The organism is Mesorhizobium delmotii (assembly GCF_900149755.1).
Classification (GTDB): Bacteria; Pseudomonadota; Alphaproteobacteria; order Rhizobiales; family Rhizobiaceae; genus Mesorhizobium; species Mesorhizobium delmotii.
In genome coordinates, this window is the sequence record NZ_FUIG01000032.1 from 43,653 (window position 1) to 60,633 (window position 16,981).

At 62.5% G+C, this 16,981-nt stretch carries 13 protein-coding genes and 1 tRNA gene; 12 read left to right on the forward strand and 2 right to left on the reverse strand.

Going from position 1 to position 16,981, the window contains the following annotated elements; translation table 11 throughout:
- The first annotated feature begins 1 nt into the window (after position 1).
- Together betA and betB are read left to right on the forward strand one after the other, a co-directional pair.
- Positions 2 to 1,654: a choline dehydrogenase gene (betA, locus tag BQ8482_RS20255; protein ID WP_123149235.1), complete on the forward strand. Its 1,653-nt coding sequence runs from the start codon at positions 2 to 4 to the stop codon at positions 1,652 to 1,654.
- Between the two features lie 63 nt (positions 1,655 to 1,717).
- Complete coding sequence (gene betB / locus BQ8482_RS20260; RefSeq protein ID WP_123149236.1) at positions 1,718 to 3,181, forward strand: betaine-aldehyde dehydrogenase; 1,464 nt, start codon at positions 1,718 to 1,720, stop codon at positions 3,179 to 3,181.
- A 28-nt stretch (positions 3,182 to 3,209) separates the two neighbouring features.
- Here the strand turns inward: betB and BQ8482_RS20265 are convergent, their stop codons facing one another.
- Positions 3,210 to 4,748, reverse strand: coding sequence for a phosphomannomutase/phosphoglucomutase (locus BQ8482_RS20265; RefSeq protein ID WP_244602893.1), 1,539 nt, complete (start codon positions 4,746 to 4,748; stop codon positions 3,210 to 3,212).
- Between the two features lie 204 nt (positions 4,749 to 4,952).
- Here BQ8482_RS20265 and BQ8482_RS20270 point away from each other — a divergent pair.
- Positions 4,953 to 5,029: transfer RNA gene (locus BQ8482_RS20270), tRNA-Pro, on the forward strand.
- 125 nt (positions 5,030 to 5,154) lie between these two features.
- On the opposite strand, the gene BQ8482_RS20275 is transcribed toward BQ8482_RS20270, so the two are convergent.
- Positions 5,155 to 5,991: a universal stress protein gene (locus BQ8482_RS20275; protein ID WP_123149237.1), complete on the reverse strand. Its 837-nt coding sequence runs from the start codon at positions 5,989 to 5,991 to the stop codon at positions 5,155 to 5,157.
- 324 nt (positions 5,992 to 6,315) lie between these two features.
- Here BQ8482_RS20275 and BQ8482_RS20280 point away from each other — a divergent pair, with 324 nt between their 5' ends.
- From BQ8482_RS20280 to BQ8482_RS20325, 9 genes are all read left to right on the forward strand, one after another.
- The gene (locus BQ8482_RS20280; RefSeq protein WP_123149238.1) at positions 6,316 to 7,878 is read left to right on the forward strand and encodes a bifunctional aminoglycoside phosphotransferase/ATP-binding protein; all 1,563 of its coding nucleotides are present in this window, start codon (positions 6,316 to 6,318) and stop codon (positions 7,876 to 7,878) included.
- 31 nt (positions 7,879 to 7,909) lie between these two features.
- Positions 7,910 to 8,359: a thioredoxin TrxC gene (gene trxC / locus BQ8482_RS20285; RefSeq protein ID WP_123149284.1), complete on the forward strand. Its 450-nt coding sequence runs from the start codon at positions 7,910 to 7,912 to the stop codon at positions 8,357 to 8,359.
- 13 nt (positions 8,360 to 8,372) lie between these two features.
- A complete protein-coding gene (locus tag BQ8482_RS20290; RefSeq protein WP_123149239.1) occupies positions 8,373 to 9,626 on the forward strand; it encodes an MgtC/SapB family protein in 1,254 nt (417 codons plus the stop codon).
- Between the two features lie 273 nt (positions 9,627 to 9,899).
- Positions 9,900 to 10,652 (forward strand): FadR/GntR family transcriptional regulator, encoded by a 753-nt coding sequence (locus BQ8482_RS20300; RefSeq protein ID WP_123149241.1) that lies wholly within the window; start codon positions 9,900 to 9,902, stop codon positions 10,650 to 10,652.
- Positions 10,653 to 10,714: 62 nt separating this feature from the next.
- The gene (gene kdgD / locus BQ8482_RS20305; protein ID WP_123149242.1) at positions 10,715 to 11,620 is read left to right on the forward strand and encodes a 5-dehydro-4-deoxyglucarate dehydratase; all 906 of its coding nucleotides are present in this window, start codon (positions 10,715 to 10,717) and stop codon (positions 11,618 to 11,620) included.
- Between the two features lie 107 nt (positions 11,621 to 11,727).
- The gene (locus tag BQ8482_RS20310; protein WP_123149243.1) at positions 11,728 to 13,239 is read left to right on the forward strand and encodes an ABC transporter substrate-binding protein; all 1,512 of its coding nucleotides are present in this window, start codon (positions 11,728 to 11,730) and stop codon (positions 13,237 to 13,239) included.
- Between the two features lie 82 nt (positions 13,240 to 13,321).
- Complete coding sequence (locus BQ8482_RS20315; protein WP_123149244.1) at positions 13,322 to 14,236, forward strand: ABC transporter permease; 915 nt, start codon at positions 13,322 to 13,324, stop codon at positions 14,234 to 14,236.
- 3 nt (positions 14,237 to 14,239) lie between these two features.
- The gene (locus BQ8482_RS20320) at positions 14,240 to 15,163 is read left to right on the forward strand and encodes an ABC transporter permease (RefSeq protein ID WP_123149245.1); all 924 of its coding nucleotides are present in this window, start codon (positions 14,240 to 14,242) and stop codon (positions 15,161 to 15,163) included.
- The gene (locus BQ8482_RS20325; protein WP_123149246.1) at positions 15,160 to 16,800 is read left to right on the forward strand and encodes an ABC transporter ATP-binding protein; all 1,641 of its coding nucleotides are present in this window, start codon (positions 15,160 to 15,162) and stop codon (positions 16,798 to 16,800) included. Before BQ8482_RS20320 ends, BQ8482_RS20325 begins: the two co-directional genes overlap by 4 nt.
- The last annotated feature ends 181 nt before the right edge of the window (positions 16,801 to 16,981 follow it).

Genomic DNA, 16,981 nt, shown 5'->3' on the forward strand with positions numbered 1-16,981 from the left:
CATGCTTGAGGCGGATTTCGTCATCATCGGCGCCGGCTCGGCCGGCTCGGCCATGGCCTACCGGCTGTCGGAGGACGGCAAGCATTCGGTGATTGTCATCGAATTTGGCGGCAGCGATATCGGGCCGCTGATCCAGATGCCGTCGGCGCTGTCGATCCCGCTCAACATGAGCCTCTACGACTGGGGCTTTGCCAGCGAGCCGGAACCGCATCTCGGCGGTCGCGTGCTGGCGACGCCGCGCGGCAAGGTCATCGGCGGCTCGTCGTCGATCAATGGCATGGTCTATGTGCGCGGCCATGCTCGCGATTTCGACCATTGGGCCGAACAGGGCGCGGCCGGCTGGGGGTTTGCCGACGTGCTCCCCTACTTCAAGCGCATGGAGGACGCCAACGGCGGCGAGAATGGCTGGCGCGGCCACGGCGGCCCGCTGACCGTGCAGCGGGGCTCAAGGACCAACCCGCTCTACGGCGCCTTCGTCGAGGCAGGCCGCCAGGCCGGCTTTGAACTGACCGACGACTACAACGGCGCGAAGCAGGAAGGCTTTGGGCCGATGGAGCAGACCATTCGCGGCGGCCGCCGCTGGTCGGCGGCGAGCGCCTATCTCAGGCCGGCGCTGAGGCGGAAAAATGTAAGCCTGGTCAAGGGCTTCGCCCGGCGGGTGATCATCGAGAATCAACGCGCCATCGGTATCGAGATCGAAGTGCGCAGACGGATCGAGGTGGTCAGGGCGCGACGTGAAGTGATCGTCGCCGCCTCCTCGATCAATTCGCCCAAGCTCCTGATGCTGTCCGGCATTGGCCCGGCCGAACATCTCAGGGAATACGGCATTCAGGTGGTCGCCGACCGGCCCGGCGTCGGCCGCAACCTGCAGGACCATATGGAGCTTTATATCCAGCAAGAATCGACGCAGCCAATCACGCTGAATTCGGTGCTGAATCCCTTCTCCAAGGCGATGATCGGCGCGCAATGGCTGTTCTTCAAGTCGGGTCTCGGCGCGACCAATCATTTCGAGGCGGCTGCCTTCGTGCGCTCGCGCGCCGGTGTCGACTATCCCGACATCCAGTATCATTTCATCCCCGCCGCGGTTCGCTATGACGGCAAGGCGGCGGCGAAAGCGCATGGTTTCCAGGCGCATGTCGGGCCGATGCGATCGAAGTCGCGCGGTTCTGTCATGCTGCGCTCGCCCGATCCGAGGTCGAAGCCGGTGATCCGCTTCAACTACATGTCGCATCCGGACGACTGGACCGAGTTCCGCCACTGCATCCGGCTGACGCGCGAGATCTTCGGCCAGTCGGCATTCGACCCTTATCGCGGCAAGGAGATCTCGCCGGGCTCGCACGTGCAGTCGGACGACGATCTCGACGCCTTCATCCGCGATCATGCCGAAAGCGCCTACCACCCTTGCGGCACCTGCAAGATGGGCCGCACCGATGATCCGATGAGCGTCGTCGATCCGGAATGCCGTGTCATCGGTGTCGAAGGGCTGCGGGTCGCCGATTCCTCGATCTTCCCGCGCGTCACCAACGGCAATCTCAACGCGCCTTCGATCATGACCGGCGAGAAGGCCGCCGACCACATTCTCGGCCGCACGCCGCTGGCGCCGTCCAACCAGGAACCATGGATCAATCCGCGCTGGCAGGCATCGGACAGATAAGCCATGATCTGACGGACTGTCCGCCCGCCGGTCCCGGCGAAGGACAATTTTGGAGAAGCTCCCATGCGCGCCCAGCCAAAGGCATCGCACTATGTCAACGGACGCTACATCGACGACGAGCAGGGTGCGCCGCTGCCGGTCATCTATCCGGCAACCGGCGAGACCATCGCGATGCTGCGTTCTGCGACGCCGAACGTGCTGGAACTCGCGATCGAAGCAGCGCGTGCAGCACAACCGGCCTGGGCGCGGCTGAAGCCGGTCGAGCGCGGACGCATCCTGCGCCGAGCCGCCGATATCTTGCGCGCGCGCAACGCCGACCTGGCGCGCGTCGAGACGCTGGATACCGGCAAGGCGATCCAGGAGACGCTGGTGGCGGACGCGCCATCGGCCGCCGACTGCCTCGAATATTTCGGCGGCGTGGTCGCGGCCTTTAATGGCGAGTCCATCGATCTCGGCGGACCCTTCGCCTACACAAGGCGCGAGGCGCTCGGCGTCTGCGTCGGCATCGGTGCGTGGAACTATCCGATCCAGATCGCCGGCTGGAAATCGGCACCGGCACTCGCCATGGGCAACGCCATGGTGTTCAAGCCGTCGGAGAACACGCCGCTGTCGGCGCTGGCGCTCGCCGAAATCTATACCGAAGCCGGCCTGCCCGACGGGCTGTTCAACGTCGTGCAAGGCTATGGCGATGTCGGCGCCGGCCTCGTCGGGCACAATGTCGTCGCCAAGGTCTCGGTGACCGGCTCGGTACCGACCGGGCGCAAGGTGCTGTCGCTCGCCGGCTCGAAGATGAAGCATGCAACCATGGAGCTTGGCGGCAAGTCGCCGCTGATCGTCTTCGACGACGCCGATCTCGAAAACGCCATCGGCGGCGCCATGCTCGGCAATTTCTATTCGACCGGCCAGATCTGCTCCAACGGCACGCGGGTGTTCGTGCAGAAGGGCATCCACGACCGTTTCGTCGAGCGCCTGACCGAGCGGACCAAGAAGATCCGTATCGGTGATCCGCTCGACCAGGAAACGCAGATGGGGCCGCTGGTCTCCAAGGCCCAGCACGAGAAGGTTATCGGCTATATCGAGGCCGGCAAGCAGGATGGCGCCGTGCTCGCCTGCGGCGGCAACGTGCCCTCGCTGCAGGGTTTCGGTGGCGGCTTCTTCGTCGAGCCGACGGTCTTCACCGGCGTCACCGACACGATGCGCATCGCGCGCGAGGAGATTTTCGGGCCTGTGATGAGCGTGCTGAAATTCGACGGTGAGGACGAGGTGATCGACCGTGCCAACGATACCGAATTCGGGCTTGCCGCCGGCGTGTTCACGCGCGACCTGCCGCGCGCCCACCGCGTCATCGCCGAGTTGCAGGCCGGCACCTGCTGGATCAACGCCTATAACCTGACGCCGGTCGAAATTCCGTTCGGCGGCTTCAAGCAGTCCGGTATCGGCCGCGAAAATTCGCTGGCGGCGCTGGCGCTCTATTCGCAGCTGAAGTCGGTCTATGTCGAGACCGGGGATGTGGCGAGCCCGTATTGAGGCTCGCGGCTACTGCTGGTCAGAGACCTTAGAAGGTCTGGTTGTAGGCGCCTACCTCAGGGCTGCGGCGCAGCACCGCGTCGACGGCTTCGAACATCTGCCGGCGCCGCTCGGATGACACCGGGCTCTCCACCACGACGACGAGCTCCGGCTTGTTCGACGACGCCCGCACCAGGCCCCAGGTGCCGTCCTCGGCCACGACGCGCACGCCATTGACGGTTATCAGATCGGCGATCTTCTGGCCGGCGAAGACCGTGCCGTCCTGCTTCATTGCCTGAAAATCGGAAACGACCCGCTCGACCACAGCGTATTTCAACTCGTCGGCGCAGTGCGGCGACATGGTCGGCGTGCCGAAGGTCAGCGGCAGGGCGCGATAGAGATCGGCCATGCTGCTGGTCGGGCTGCGATCCAGCATCTGACAGATGGCGATGGCTGTGATGAGACCATCGTCATAGCCGCGCCCGATCGGCGGATTGAAGAAGAAATGGCCGGATTTCTCGAAACCGGCGATGGCGCCAAGCTCGGCCACGCGCCGTTTTATGTAGGAGTGGCCGGTCTTCCAATAGTCGGTGACGGCGCCTTCGGCGCGCAACGCGGCGTCGGTGTTGAACAATCCGGTCGACTTGACGTCGACGACGAAGGTCGAGCCGGGATGCAGTCGCGCGATGTCGCGCGCGAGCATGACGCCGACCTTGTCGGCGAAGATCTCATTGCCTTCATTGTCGACCACGCCGCAGCGATCGCCGTCACCGTCGAAGCCAAGTCCGACGTCGGCTCCCGTTTCCAGCACCTTGTCGCGGATGGCGTGCAGCATCTTCATGTCTTCGGGATTGGGATTGTAATGCGGAAACATATGATCGAGCTCGGCATCGAGCGGGATCACCTCGCAGCCGATCCGTTCCAGCGCTTCAGGTGCAAAGGCGCCGGCCGTGCCGTTGCCGCAGGCGGCGACCACCTTGAGCTTTCTCGCAATGCGCTTGTCCCGGGTCAGGTCGTCCAGATAGGTTTTGCGGAAATCCGCAACGAAGTCATAGGAGCCGCCGCCGACCAGGTCGAAGTCGCCGGCAAGCACGATCGCCTTCAATGCGCTCATTTCCTCCGGACCGAAGGTCAGCGGACGCGCTGCCCCCATCTTGACGCCGCTCCAGCCGTTTTCGTTGTGCGAGGCGGTGACCATGGCGACCGACGGCGTGTCGAGCGCGAACTGGGCGAAATAGGCCATCGGCGACAGCGCCAGCCCGATATCCCTAACCCGCGCGCCGGCGGCCATCAGCCCGGAAACCAGCGCCAGCTTGATCGCCAGCGAATAGGAGCGGAAATCATGCCCGGTCACGATGTCCGGCCCGGCGCCCAAGCGCCGGATCAGCGTGCCGAGTCCCATGCCGAGCGCCTGGACACCGATCAGGTTGAGCTCCGGCGGCTCCGCCGAGCCAGGATGGCCGAACCACCAGCGCGCATCATACTCACGAAAGCCGGACGCCTTGATCAGCGCCGAGGTTTCAAACTCGAAGGTGTTGGGACGGGCTTCACCAACGATCTTCAGGGGGCTAACGATCTTCAGGGGCAAGACAGCAAACTCCAAGCAGCTGGAATCAGAGTGGTTTCAACGCAGGTGGCCGATGCCTATAACACGAGCCTTTAGGCCGTGTTTATCCCCAGGGGACTGAAACCTGTATGACGTTAAGGCGAAAGCGGAAGAAATGCGACGGATGCGTTGCCATTGGCGCTTGCAGGAACGAAGTGCGGCGGCTATAAGCCCGCCGTCTGGTCACGGAGTGTAGCGCAGCCTGGTAGCGCACATCGTTCGGGACGATGGGGTCGCAGGTTCAAATCCTGCCACTCCGACCAGAAAAAACAAGCACTTAGCTTTTTCCCGAAGCTGCCTCCCACCTGAAACCCTACCTGAAACTCACTCGCAAGCCCAATCTTCTGCGTGTTTTCGGGCGTGAGCGCCATACCGTATTGCCCGGCGGCTAACGCGCCATAAGGATCGGCATTGACGGGTCTTCAAGCATCGAGACGGTGACGCCGCCGAAGATGCGCTCGCGCAACCGGGAATGACCATAGGCGCCCATCACCAACAGGTCGGCGGCGATGTCGAGTGCGTGCCGGCGAAGTACGTCGACGACTGAATGGTCCAGGCTGGGTAGCCGGTCGACCGTGACATTCACGCCATGCCGCGCGAGATAGGCAGCGGCGTCGGCTCCGGGTTCGGCCCCGTGGCGGTATTCGTCCTCCACCGGATCGACCATAACAAGGTGCACCTCATCGGCGCCTGGCAGCATGTCGAGAGATTCGCGGGCGGCACGCGATGCCTCCAGACCGGCGTCCCATGCAATCAGCACGCGTTTCGGCTTCAGGGTCGGCCGTGACCCCTCGGGGATGAGCAGCAAAGGCTTTCCCGAAGAAAACAACGCGCCTTCGATCGCTTTGCTTTTCAGCGTTTGGTCGGCAAGCAACTCCGGTCCAATAACCGTAATGTCAGCGTAGCGGGCACGGCGGCCGATTGTGTCGTCGACCCAGCCGGCTTCCGGATATTCGCTGGAGACATCGGCCGAAGGCGCCCTGCCGGCGAGAAATGCCGACACGGCAGCGGTTCGCTTCTTCAACAGATTCTCGTCGGCCTGACGCTGTTCGAGCCAGGCTTCTGAAACGACCGCGGCGTACTCTCCGACTGGTGGCGGCGCAGCAATGGCAACCACCAGAACAGCAAGATGGGCGCCGATCTCGTTGCATAGATCGGCGGTAAGCTTGAGATCGCCGTCTCGCTTGTTCGGTCCCGTCACGGTAAGTATCGTCCTGAAAGCCATGGTGGCTGCTCCCGATTTTGCGTCAAAGCCAAATCGTCGTTGTAATAACAGCGAGACGGCTCGGCGCGTTCCTGGCGCTGAGTGAAGAACGTCGCCACGCATCATTTGATCCGTATCAACGTGCCCACGTGCCGACGCCAACAGATTTCAGGCCGCCGGAGCTAAGAAATACGCCCCGAACACCGGAGAAGCATCATCACGGAACGCATCCATGACCTGGCTGGTTATATCCAGACGCTGCGGCAGCAAGGGCCTGATGGCGCGGAATTTCAGCGACCACGCTCGTTGGCTTCCACAGGTTAGATACAAACAAAGAGGCATCCGATGATCGTCGAGGATCAGGAATCCGTGGCCGCGATGTTGATGGACCCTGCCGCATATGGCGAGACCGGGCCGGTCGAGGCGATCGAAACCCATATCTCGCGTGTCTTCCTTGTTGGCCAGCGCGCCTACAAGATCAAACGAGCAGTCAAGCTGCCCTATGTCGACTTCTCGACCGCGGTTCTGCGGCTCGCCGCTTGCGAAAAGGAGGTCGAGCTCAACTCCAAGACCGCGCCCGGCCTCTATCTTGGCGTGCGGTGCATTACCCGAGAGTCCGGCGGCCAGCTCGCCTTCGACGGAAGCGGCGACCTGGTCGATGCGGCGATCGAGATGGTCCGCTTCGATCAGTCGAAGCTGCTCGATCGAATGGCAGTCGGTGGCGACCTGACGCCTGCGCTGATGACGGATGTTGCGCGCATGATCGTGCGCTATCATCGCGGCGCGCCGGAGGTCCACAAGGGCAGCGGATCCTCGAACCTGGCAGGCGTGCTCGCCATCAACGAAGCCGGCTTTGCCACCAGCGATGTTTTCGAGCAGGCCGAGACAAAGGCATTCACCGGGATTTTTCGCACCGCCCTCGCCCGTCATTGCGCGTTGCTCGACCGGCGGGAGACGGCAGGCAAGATCCGGCGATGCCACGGCGACCTGCATCTGCGCAACATCTGTCACTTCGACGGAGAGCCCCGCCTCTTCGATTGCATCGAATTCAATGACCAGATCGCCAGCATCGACGTGCTGTACGACCTGGCCTTCCTGCTGATGGACCTCTGGCATCGCGGCTTTCCGGAACTCGCCAACCTGGTGATGAACCGCTACCTCGACGAAGCAGACGACGAGGACGGCTTCATCCTCCTGCCGTTTTTCATGGCAGTGCGAGCCGCGGTGCGCGCGCATGTCACCGCAACCCAGATCGAGGAAGGCGGTGACAATTCCGGCGGCCTGCTTGCCGAGGCCAGATCTTATTTCGAGCTCGCTCGAACACTTCTCCAGGCAAGGCCGCCGCGGCTGATCGCCATCGGCGGCTTGAGCGGCTCCGGCAAGACGGCCGTTGCCGAGGCACTCGCCGCACATGTCGGCGCGCCGCCCGGCGCGCGCATTGTCGAGAGCGACCGCATCCGCAAAGCGATGCACGGTGTGCCGGCCGAGACGAAGCTGCCGGACAGGGCTTATCGACCTGACGTGTCGGACCGCGTCTACCGCGAAATGGCATGGCGCGCCGACCTGATCCTTTCCGAAGGCGGTTCTGTGGTCGCCGATGCCGTCTTCGACCGGCCGGCCGATCGCGACCGCATCGAGAAGGCGGCAAACGGCAGAGACGTTGCTTTCGCCGGATTCTGGCTGGAGGCGGATCCGCTTGTTCTTTGGCGACGGGTAAGCGAGCGCCGGGGTGGCCCTTCCGATGCCACCATCGATATCCTTTCGCGGCAATTGCAACGAAAGGCCACCCCGTCCACCTGGCGCAAGGTCGACGCCGATCGAAAGCTCGCCGATATCGCCGCCGAGTTGGCAAGCGTTTCGAAAGCGGCCGCTGCTGCGCAGGGTGCTCCACTCAAGACAGCATCGTAACGGCGACGCGCATAAAGATGGGTGAATGGGCATGACGCAGGAAAAACTGGTGGTTTGCGGCAAATGCGGCGGGGTCAATCGCCTGCCGCCGGCACGCAATGCCGGGGACGCGAAATGCGGAAAGTGCGGCTTCAAGCTGTTCTCGGGCCATCCCGAGGACGTCGACGCACAGAGCTTCGATCGCCAGGTCAAGCGAAGCAGCCTCCCCGTCGTCGTCGACATCTGGGCACCGTGGTGCGGCCCCTGCAAGATGATGGCGCCGGCCTATGAAGCGGCAGCAAACAAACTGGAGCCGCATGTTCGCCTGATCAAGCTCAATTCCGACAATGAGCAGGCCGTTGCAGCCAGGCTCGGCATTCGCGGCATCCCGACCATGATCCTCTTCCATGGCGGACAGGAGGTTGCGCGCACATCCGGCGCCATGACGGCGGGGCAGATCGTCAGGTGGGTCCGCGACCACCTGCCGACGGTCGCAGCCTGAAAGCCGCCACGCCATGGATTCGCTCATCGCACGGCTCGGACTGGCACTGGCGATAGGCCTCCTCGTCGGACTGGAACGTGGCTGGCGCGAGCGGGACGAACCCGATCACAGCCGGACGGCCGGAATTCGAACGTTCGGCATATCCGGCCTGCTCGGCGGCATTCTCGCAGCGCTGGCCGATGCGCTCTACGCAAGTTCCGTGCTGGTCGGCGGCTTCATCGCCTTTGCGGCAATCTTCGCCTGGTACAAGGCACGCGAGGCTGCCCATGACGAGGATTTCAGCGTTACGGCAGTGATAGCGGGCCTTGGCGTGTTCGCGCTCGGTGCACTTTCCGTCGCCGGTGATTACCGGGTCGCGGCTGCCGGAGGGGCGGCACTCGCGGCGGTCCTTGCCAGTCGCGAGGTCCTGCACGACCTTCTGAAGCGACTGACCTGGATCGAGCTTCGTTCGGCGCTGATCCTGGCGGTGATGACCGCGATCGTTTTGCCCTTGCTGCCAAACCGGACGATCGACCCGTGGGGTGGCTTCAACCCGTGGGAAATTTGGTTCCTCACGGTGCTGATGGCGTCGATATCGTTCGCTGGCTATGTCGCCATTCGCGTCCTGGGAACCACGCGCGGTCTGCTCGTCAGCTCGCTTGCAGGTGCCATCGTCTCGTCCACCGCCGTGACCATGGCGCTAGCCCGCAACGCCACATCCGTAAGCAATCCACGGCCGCTCACCGGCGCGGCTTCGCTGGCGGCGGCGGTCTCGGTGCTGCGTGTTTGCGCTGTTGTACTGATCGTCGAGCCAAGCGTGCTCGCTGCAATCGGCGTCCCGGCGATTGCCGCAGCGCTTGTCTTCGCAGCCTGCGGAGCATTCTTGTTGGTCCGCTCCGGCGGGGATCACAAAAGTGGTGCACTGGCACGCAATCCGTTCGAATTGGGCCCGTTGCTGCTGTTCGCTCTGCTCTTTGCGGTTGTCGCCACCGCGAGCGCTGCATTGGCTGCTCAATTCGGCGGGCGCGGCTTGCTGGTGAGCTCGACGCTTGCAGGTACGTTCGATGTCGACGTCTCGGTGCTCAGCGCATTGCGCCTGGTCAAGCAATCGATCCCTGTCGAGACCGTGGGCCAGGCGGTGCTCGCGGCGCTGGCGGCAAACGCGATCGGTCGCCTGTTGCTGGCGGCATTTATCGGCCCGGTCAGGTTTTGGTTGCCGCTGGCCGGCGCAACCCTGATCGCCGCAGTGGCCGGCTATGGCGCGATGTCGCTGCCGCCGATCTTCTGACAACGCCATCCCAGCCCTTTGATGCGGATCAAGGCCAAGTCTGGTCGCCGCGTTATGAAACTCCGCCAGAGGAGTTCGCCTGTGGCCGCATCAGCAAAGATGCCAACGAAAAGCGAGCCAGGCGACGTCACGGCCGACACGCGGAGCGCGACAGAACCCATATGATGATCCAAACACATTCGACCTTGGATGACAAATTTTCATATGATGACCTCGCTTTTACCCTGCGCCGGGAGTATGCAATGTCTTGACCCGGCAAAGTTTGGAGGACCCATGCAGCAGGCCGAACATCGAACGTCCCGCAGGTCGTTCGTTTCTCAGGTCGCAGATGCGCTGCGCGGCCAGATCGAAGCCGGCTTTTATGCGCCTGGCGACAAATTGCCGACAGAACCCGCGCTGATTGACCGGTTCGGGTTCAGCCGCACTGTCGTCCGGGAGGCCATTGCCGCGCTTCGCGCCGACGGGCTGGTGGAATCGCGGCAAGGCGCCGGCGTCTTCGTTCTCGGCCCGAAACCCGTCGACGAGGGATTGAAGCTCTTCACCGACGAAACGAACAAGATCTCGGACATCATCGAAGAGCTCGAGCTACGCATCGGCATCGAAGTCGAGGCAGCGGGCCTTGCTGCAGCCCGCAGTTCGCCGGCGCAGGAGGCCGAAATCGAGGCCCAGGTCGAAACGTTCGCCGATCTCATGGCGCAAGGACAACCCACCGACGAGGCGGACTTCCAGTTCCACTTGGCGATTGCCACCGCAACCAACAACGCCAGGTTCAAGGCATTCCTCGAACATATCGGCCGGCGGATGATCCCGCGGGTGAAGTTCAAGACGATGATGGGCGGGATCGATCCCTTGCCCAATCGCGACCATCCAATTCTGGAGGAGCACAGGGAAATCGCGGATGCGATTCTCGCCCGCGACCCGGAAAAGGCACGTGAGGCGATGCGCCGCCATTTGGTGACGGGGATTAAGCGCTATCGTGCCCTCACCGTCCGGCGCTCGACAAATCAAGACAACAACAGCAGTTGACTCGTCCGCATACTCATCATATGAATCTTGATGACATCGTATTAATTGTGGGATGAGTTCCTTTGTCGCCAGATGAAATCAAGTCGCGTGTCGCTTCAGGGCTGCTGTCGTTTCCGGTCACACATTTCAACGAGGATTTCAGCCTCAATCTCGAAAGCTATCGCGCGCATGTGGAATGGCTGTCGGGGTTCGGTGCCGCTGCCCTGTTCGCGGCCGGCGGCACGGGTGAATTCTTCTCCCTGTCGCCGGAAGAGGTCGCCGACGTTACCCGTGCAGCCAAGGATGCCTCGGGAGACGTGCCGATCATCGCCGGCTGCGGCTACGGCACGGCGCTCGCCACGGAAATCGCCCGCCGCGCCGAGGCTGCGGGAGCCGACGGTCTCTTGCTTCTGCCTCACTATCTGATGGAGGCCTCGCAAGAGGGGATATTCCGGCATGTCAAAGCCGTGTGCCAATCCACCGGCCTAGGCGTCATCATCTACAACCGTGCGAACTCGGTCGCCAATGCCGACACGGTTGCCCGCCTTGCTGACGCGTGCCCAAACCTCATCGGGTTCAAGGACGGCACAGGCAAGATCGATCTTGTCCGCCACGTCACCGCAAAGCTCGGCGATCGGCTCTGTTACATCGGTGGCATGCCCACCCATGAGCTGTTTGCCGAAGGCTTCAACGGCGCCGGCGTGACGACTTATTCCTCTGCGGTGTTCAATTTTGTACCGGAATTGGCACAGCGGTTCTACAGGGCGATGCGAACAAGCGATCGCGCCGCCATGGAAGAAATCCTGCACAGCTTCTTCTTCCCCTTCGCGGCTTTGCGCGATCGAGAACAAGGTTATCCGGTGTCGATCATCAAGGCAGGCGTCGAACTCATAGGACGGACACCCGGCCCGCTCCGTCCGCCGCTGACGGATCTGATGCCTCAGGAAAAAGACATGCTGCGCGGACTGATCGCGAAAATCGCCGCCTAGTCGCTGGGAGATCGGCAAATTGTCGGACGAACGCGCCGAGGAGGTTCGCCCGTCGCACGACAGCCAAAACGGAAGATCCCAAACGGAAGATCAAAGGGAGGAGAGACATGAATAGAAGCGTTCATACGATTGCAGCTGTCGTATTGATGACCGCTGCCGCGCCATCGGCTGTCGCACAAGATGCGGCGCAGGAAATCCGTATCGTCCTGCCGGAGCAGCCGGCCAATCTGGAGCCCTGCGGCACCATCATCACCAATGTCGGCCAGATACTCAGCCAAAACGTTGTTGAATCGTTGACCGTCATCGATCCGATCACCGGACAACCTCAGCCGAAACTGGCGACCGAGTGGACCAGCGTGGACCCGACGACCTGGCGGATCAAGCTGCGCGAAGGCGTGAAGTTCCAGGACGGAACGGCACTCAACGCGGATGCGGTCGCATACTCCATCAACAGGATGATCAGCGGCAAGCTCACTTGCAGCAACATAGCGAAATTCGGCGATGCCAAGCTGACGCTGACGCCGGTCGACGATGTGACCGTCGAGATAAAGTCGGACAGGCCCGAGCCCATTATGCCGACGCTGTTGAGCGTGGTCATGATCGTCTCGCCGAAGACGCCTGTCGACCAGGCGGTGAACGATCCGGTCGGTACCGGCCCGTTCACGCTGTCGAGCTTTTCCCCGCAGACCGTGGTGCTGGACGCGTTCGATGGCTATTGGGGCAAGAAGCCGGAGATCACGAAGGCAACCTATGTCTGGCGGCCCGAATCCTCGATTCGAGCCGCCATGGTCGAAATCGGGGAAGCCGACCTGACGCCGTCGATTGCCATCCAGGACGCCAGCAATCCGGAGACGGATTTCGCTTACCTGAACTCCGAAACCACCGCCATCCGCATCGATGCCGCCGAGCCGCCGCTCGATGATCTGCGCGTCCGCAAGGCGCTCAACCTGGCGATCGACTGGGAAGGCCTTGCCCAGCTGTTCGGCGACGACGTCAAGCGTGCGTCGCAAATGGTCGTTTCCGGGATCAACGGCCATGACGATGCACTTGAGCCTTGGCCGTACGATCCGGAAGAGGCGAAAAAGCTCGTCGAAGAGGCGCGCGCGGCGGGTGTCGCGGTCGACACCGAGATCAAGCTCATCGGGCGAAACGGCATCTATCCGAACGGCGCCGAAGCGATGGAGGCCATGATGACGATGTGGCAGGACGCCGGCCTCAACGTCAAGCTTACCATGCTCGATGTCGCCGACTGGCTGCGCTATCTGCAAAAGCCGTTCCCGCCGGAGCGCGGCCCCAATCTCCTGCAGATGATGCATGACAACAACAAGGGCGATGCGGCCTTCACGGTTCCGATCTTCTACCGATCGAGCGGCAGCTACTCGACCTTGGCCGATCCGGCATTCGACAAGGAGATAGACGCGGCCCTGGCGGCGACCGGCGAGGCCCGCACCAACAGCTTCAAGGCGATCTTCGGCAAGGCCCGCAACGAAGTAGTGGCGGACATCCCGATGTTCCATATGATCGGCTATACCCGCGTTGGCACCAAGCTGGAATGGAAGCCCGATATCACCACCAACAGCGAAATACCGCTGGCCAATATCGCTATCAAAAAAGACTGAGTGATACGGGGGCGCTGGGTCCGATCGTGACCCTGCGCCCTGACCCGTTGCCTCCGTCGATATCCGTCCAAGGGCATCCCAAATGATTACCTATCTTGGACGCCGCGCGTTCCACAGCATCCTGTCGGTCATAGGTCTGTTGACGCTGGTCTTTTTCCTGACACGGCTTACCGGCGATCCTTCCGCCTTGTACCTGCCTCTGGACTCGACTGCGGATGCTCGGGCCGCGTTCGCGCGGTTGAACGGCCTCGATCAGCCGATCTATTGGCAGTTTCTGGATTATTTGCGCGATCTTCTGCAGCTGGATTTCGGTGAATCGCTGCGCCAGAACCGCTCGGCGATGCAGGTCGCGCTTGAGGCGTTCCCGGAAACGCTGAAGCTTGCCGCCGTCGCGATCACCCTGTCGACCGCTTTGGCTATCCTTGTCGCTTCTCTGGCGGCCGCGCGGCCGGGCAGCATGTTCGACCGTGCCGCCAGCTTCGTCTCCTTGGCCGGCGCAAGCGCACCGGATTTTTGGGTCGCCATCGTCGGCATCCTTGTCTTCGCCGTGGGGCTCGGGCTTTTGCCGACATCCGGCACCGGAACCTGGGCGCATTGGATCATGCCCTCCTTCGTGCTGATGCTTCGCCCCTTCGGTCTCCTGGTGCAGGTCGTGCGCGGAACGATGCTGTCCGCGCTTGCCTCTCCATACATCAAGACCGCAAGGGCCAAGGGCCTGCCCCGACAGAAGATCATCTTCGGGCATGCGCTTCGCAATTCGCTGCTGCCCGTCGTCACGGTCGCCGGCGACCTGGCGACCAGTCTCGTCAACGGCGCCGTCGTCGTGGAGTCGATATTCGGCTGGCCCGGCATCGGCAAGCTGATGATCGACTCGATCATCCAGCGCGATTTTGCTGTCGTCCAGTCGACCATTCTGGTGACGGCAACCGCCATCTTCATCCTGAACATAGCGATCGACCTGCTTTATGCGGTTCTCGATCCGCGCATCCGGTACTGAGCCATGACGATCCTCACCCCCGACATCAAGCCGGCGGCCGTTCCAGGCAGCGGCGGCGTGCTTTTCGCCTATTTGAAGCGTGACAAGCTTGCGCTCGCCGCTGCTATTTTCCTGGCGATCGTCGTCATCGCGGCGGTCCTCGGCCCGTGGCTGGTGGGCGACGCCGCCTCGCGGCTGGGGCTGCGCCAGCGCAATCTCGCCCCGTTCTCGCTGGCCAGCGGCTGGATCTACGTCCTTGGCGCCGATACCCTTGGCCGGCCCATTCTGGCCAGGCTGACTGTCGGTGCGCAGAATACGTTCGGCATTGCCGCGGCGGCGGTGTTCGCGTCGATGCTGGTTGGCGGAACGCTGGGCCTGATAGCGGGCTATTCGGAGCGCTGGTACAGCCATCTCATCCTGCGCCTGGCCGATGTCGTCATGAGCTTTCCCTCGCTGCTGCTGGCGCTCATCGTGCTCTACACGCTGGGCCCGAGCATCACCAACCTGGTGATCGTTCTCGCCGTCACGCGCATGCCGATCTACCTCAGAACGGCGCGCGCAGAGGTGCTGGAGCTGCGCGAGCGCATGTTCGTCAGCGCGGCGCGAGCCATGGGTGCGAAGCCGACCCGGATCATCGTCCGGCATATCGCACCCCTCGTCCTGCCGACACTGGTGACGATTTCCGCCATTGATTTCGCGACCGTCATTTTATCGGAATCGGCGCTGAGTTTCCTTGGCCTCGGCATTCAGCCACCTGACTTTACCTGGGGTGCAATGGTGGCAAACGGCCGCGGCTATCTCGCCACCGCCTGGTGGATCGCATTCTGGCCGGGTCTTGCGATCATGCTGACGACGCTGTCGCTCAACATCCTCTCGAACTGGGCGCGCACCGTCGCTGATCCGCAGCAACGCTGGCGTCTTCAGACATTGCGAAAAGCTGCCCGATGAGCAACGCGACCATTCTCAAAGTCGAGAGCCTGACCGTCGATTTCCTTTCGGACGATGAGCCGGTACGCGCCGTCGACGATGTCTCTTTCCACGTCAGCCGTGGCGAGACACTGGTGATCCTCGGCGAAAGCGGTTCGGGAAAGAGCGTCAGCACCAGCACGGTGATGGATCTCATCGACTGTCCGCCAGGCGATGTCGTGGCCGGTTCCTGCCTCTTCGATGGCGTCGAACTCTCGGGCCTCGGTGCCGAGGCGCGCCGAAGCATCAACGGCCGCAGGATTGCGATGATCTTTCAGGATCCGCTCGCCTATTTGAACCCCGTCTACACGGTGGGGCGCCAGATCGAGGAGGTTTATGAGAGCCACGGCGCGGGAGCCGGCAAGGACGCACGCGCCAAGACTATAGAGCTGCTTCGGCGCGTGGGCATTCCAGAGCCGGAAAACCGCGTTGACTTCTATCCGCATCAATTCTCGGGCGGACAACGTCAGCGCGTAATGATTGCCATGGCGATCGCGCTGAAACCGGACATCCTGATCGCCGATGAGCCGACGACCGCTTTGGACGTCAGCGTGCAAGCGCAGATTCTCGATCTGCTGCGTGATCTCCAGCGCGAGACCGGCATGGCTTTGATCATGATCACCCATGACCTCGAAGTCGCCGCGTCCATGGCGGACCGGATTATCGTCATGAACGGCGGCAAGGTTGTGGAGACAGGCATCGCCAAGGCGGTGTTCAGCAATCCGCAGCACGCCTATACGCGCCGCCTCATCTCCGCCCTGCCCCACGGCAACGCAGCGGAGGCGCCGAACAAGCGTTCGACGACGATCGCCGACAAGACCCTGCTCAAGGTAGAACATCTCACCAAGCACTATGTGCTTGCTTCCGGAGCCTTCAGCAGCAAGCGGACGTTCAAGGCGGTGGACGACATAAGCTTCGAGGTCCGGAGAGGAGAAACGCTCGGCATCGTCGGCGAGTCGGGCTCCGGCAAATCGAGCGTCGCACGCATGCTGTTGGGGCTGAACGAGCCAAGCGCCGGCAAGGCTGTGTTTGCCGGTGAGAACATCTTTGAAATGAACGAGAAGCGGCTTATGGCGTTTCGGCGCAAGGTCCAGATGGTATTCCAGGATCCGTACGGATCGATGAATCCGCGCATGCGCGTTTATTCGATCATTTCCGAACCCTGGGTGATCCACCGCGATATTCTGCCGAAGAACAGGTGGAAGGCTCGAGTGGCAGAGCTGCTGGAATTGGTGGGGCTGTTGCCGGAGCACGCCGACCGCTACCCGCACCAGTTTTCCGGCGGCCAGCGACAGCGCATCGCCATTGCGCGCGCGCTTGCGAGCGAGCCGGAACTGATCGTCTGCGACGAGGCGGTTTCGGCGCTCGACGTCTCTATACAAGCGCAGGTGATCGACCTTCTGGCCGACCTTAGGACCAGGCTCAACCTCTCCTATATTTTCATCACACACGACTTGCCGATCGTGCGCCATTTCGCCGACCGGATCATGGTCATGAAAGATGGGAGGATCGTCGAGGAAGCCCAAACCGCGGCGCTGTTCGGCGCGCCTCGCCACGAATATACGCAAAGCCTGTTGCAGGCTGTGCCCAGGCCCAAATGGCTTACGCAAGCCCAATAGTCCGGGCGATGCGCGAACAACGCCTGGCAGTGCCAACCGCGCGTCGCGGAGACTTCTGCACCGGCCCGGGTTTCATCCTCCCGCAGTCAGCCTTTGAACAGCCGAACGTCAAGCCCGAACGGATCGACTCGTACGATTTTGATTCGGGCCGCGGCAGGATGACGAGGATTGATGAGCACAT

Coding starts and splice junctions, on each gene's coding strand:
- BQ8482_RS20300 (WP_123149241.1), top strand. CDS start 9,900: ATGCAGCAGGCCGAACATCGAACGTCCCGCAGGTCGTTCGTTTCTCAG.
- BQ8482_RS20275 (WP_123149237.1), bottom strand. CDS start 5,991: ATGGCTTTCAGGACGATACTTACCGTGACGGGACCGAACAAGCGAGAC.
- trxC (WP_123149284.1), top strand. CDS start 7,910: ATGACGCAGGAAAAACTGGTGGTTTGCGGCAAATGCGGCGGGGTCAAT.
- BQ8482_RS20310 (WP_123149243.1), top strand. CDS start 11,728: ATGAATAGAAGCGTTCATACGATTGCAGCTGTCGTATTGATGACCGCT.
- betB (WP_123149236.1), top strand. CDS start 1,718: ATGCGCGCCCAGCCAAAGGCATCGCACTATGTCAACGGACGCTACATC.
- BQ8482_RS20325 (WP_123149246.1), top strand. CDS start 15,160: ATGAGCAACGCGACCATTCTCAAAGTCGAGAGCCTGACCGTCGATTTC.
- BQ8482_RS20290 (WP_123149239.1), top strand. CDS start 8,373: ATGGATTCGCTCATCGCACGGCTCGGACTGGCACTGGCGATAGGCCTC.
- betA (WP_123149235.1), top strand. CDS start 2: ATGCTTGAGGCGGATTTCGTCATCATCGGCGCCGGCTCGGCCGGCTCG.
- BQ8482_RS20280 (WP_123149238.1), top strand. CDS start 6,316: ATGATCGTCGAGGATCAGGAATCCGTGGCCGCGATGTTGATGGACCCT.
- BQ8482_RS20320 (WP_123149245.1), top strand. CDS start 14,240: ATGACGATCCTCACCCCCGACATCAAGCCGGCGGCCGTTCCAGGCAGC.
- BQ8482_RS20315 (WP_123149244.1), top strand. CDS start 13,322: ATGATTACCTATCTTGGACGCCGCGCGTTCCACAGCATCCTGTCGGTC.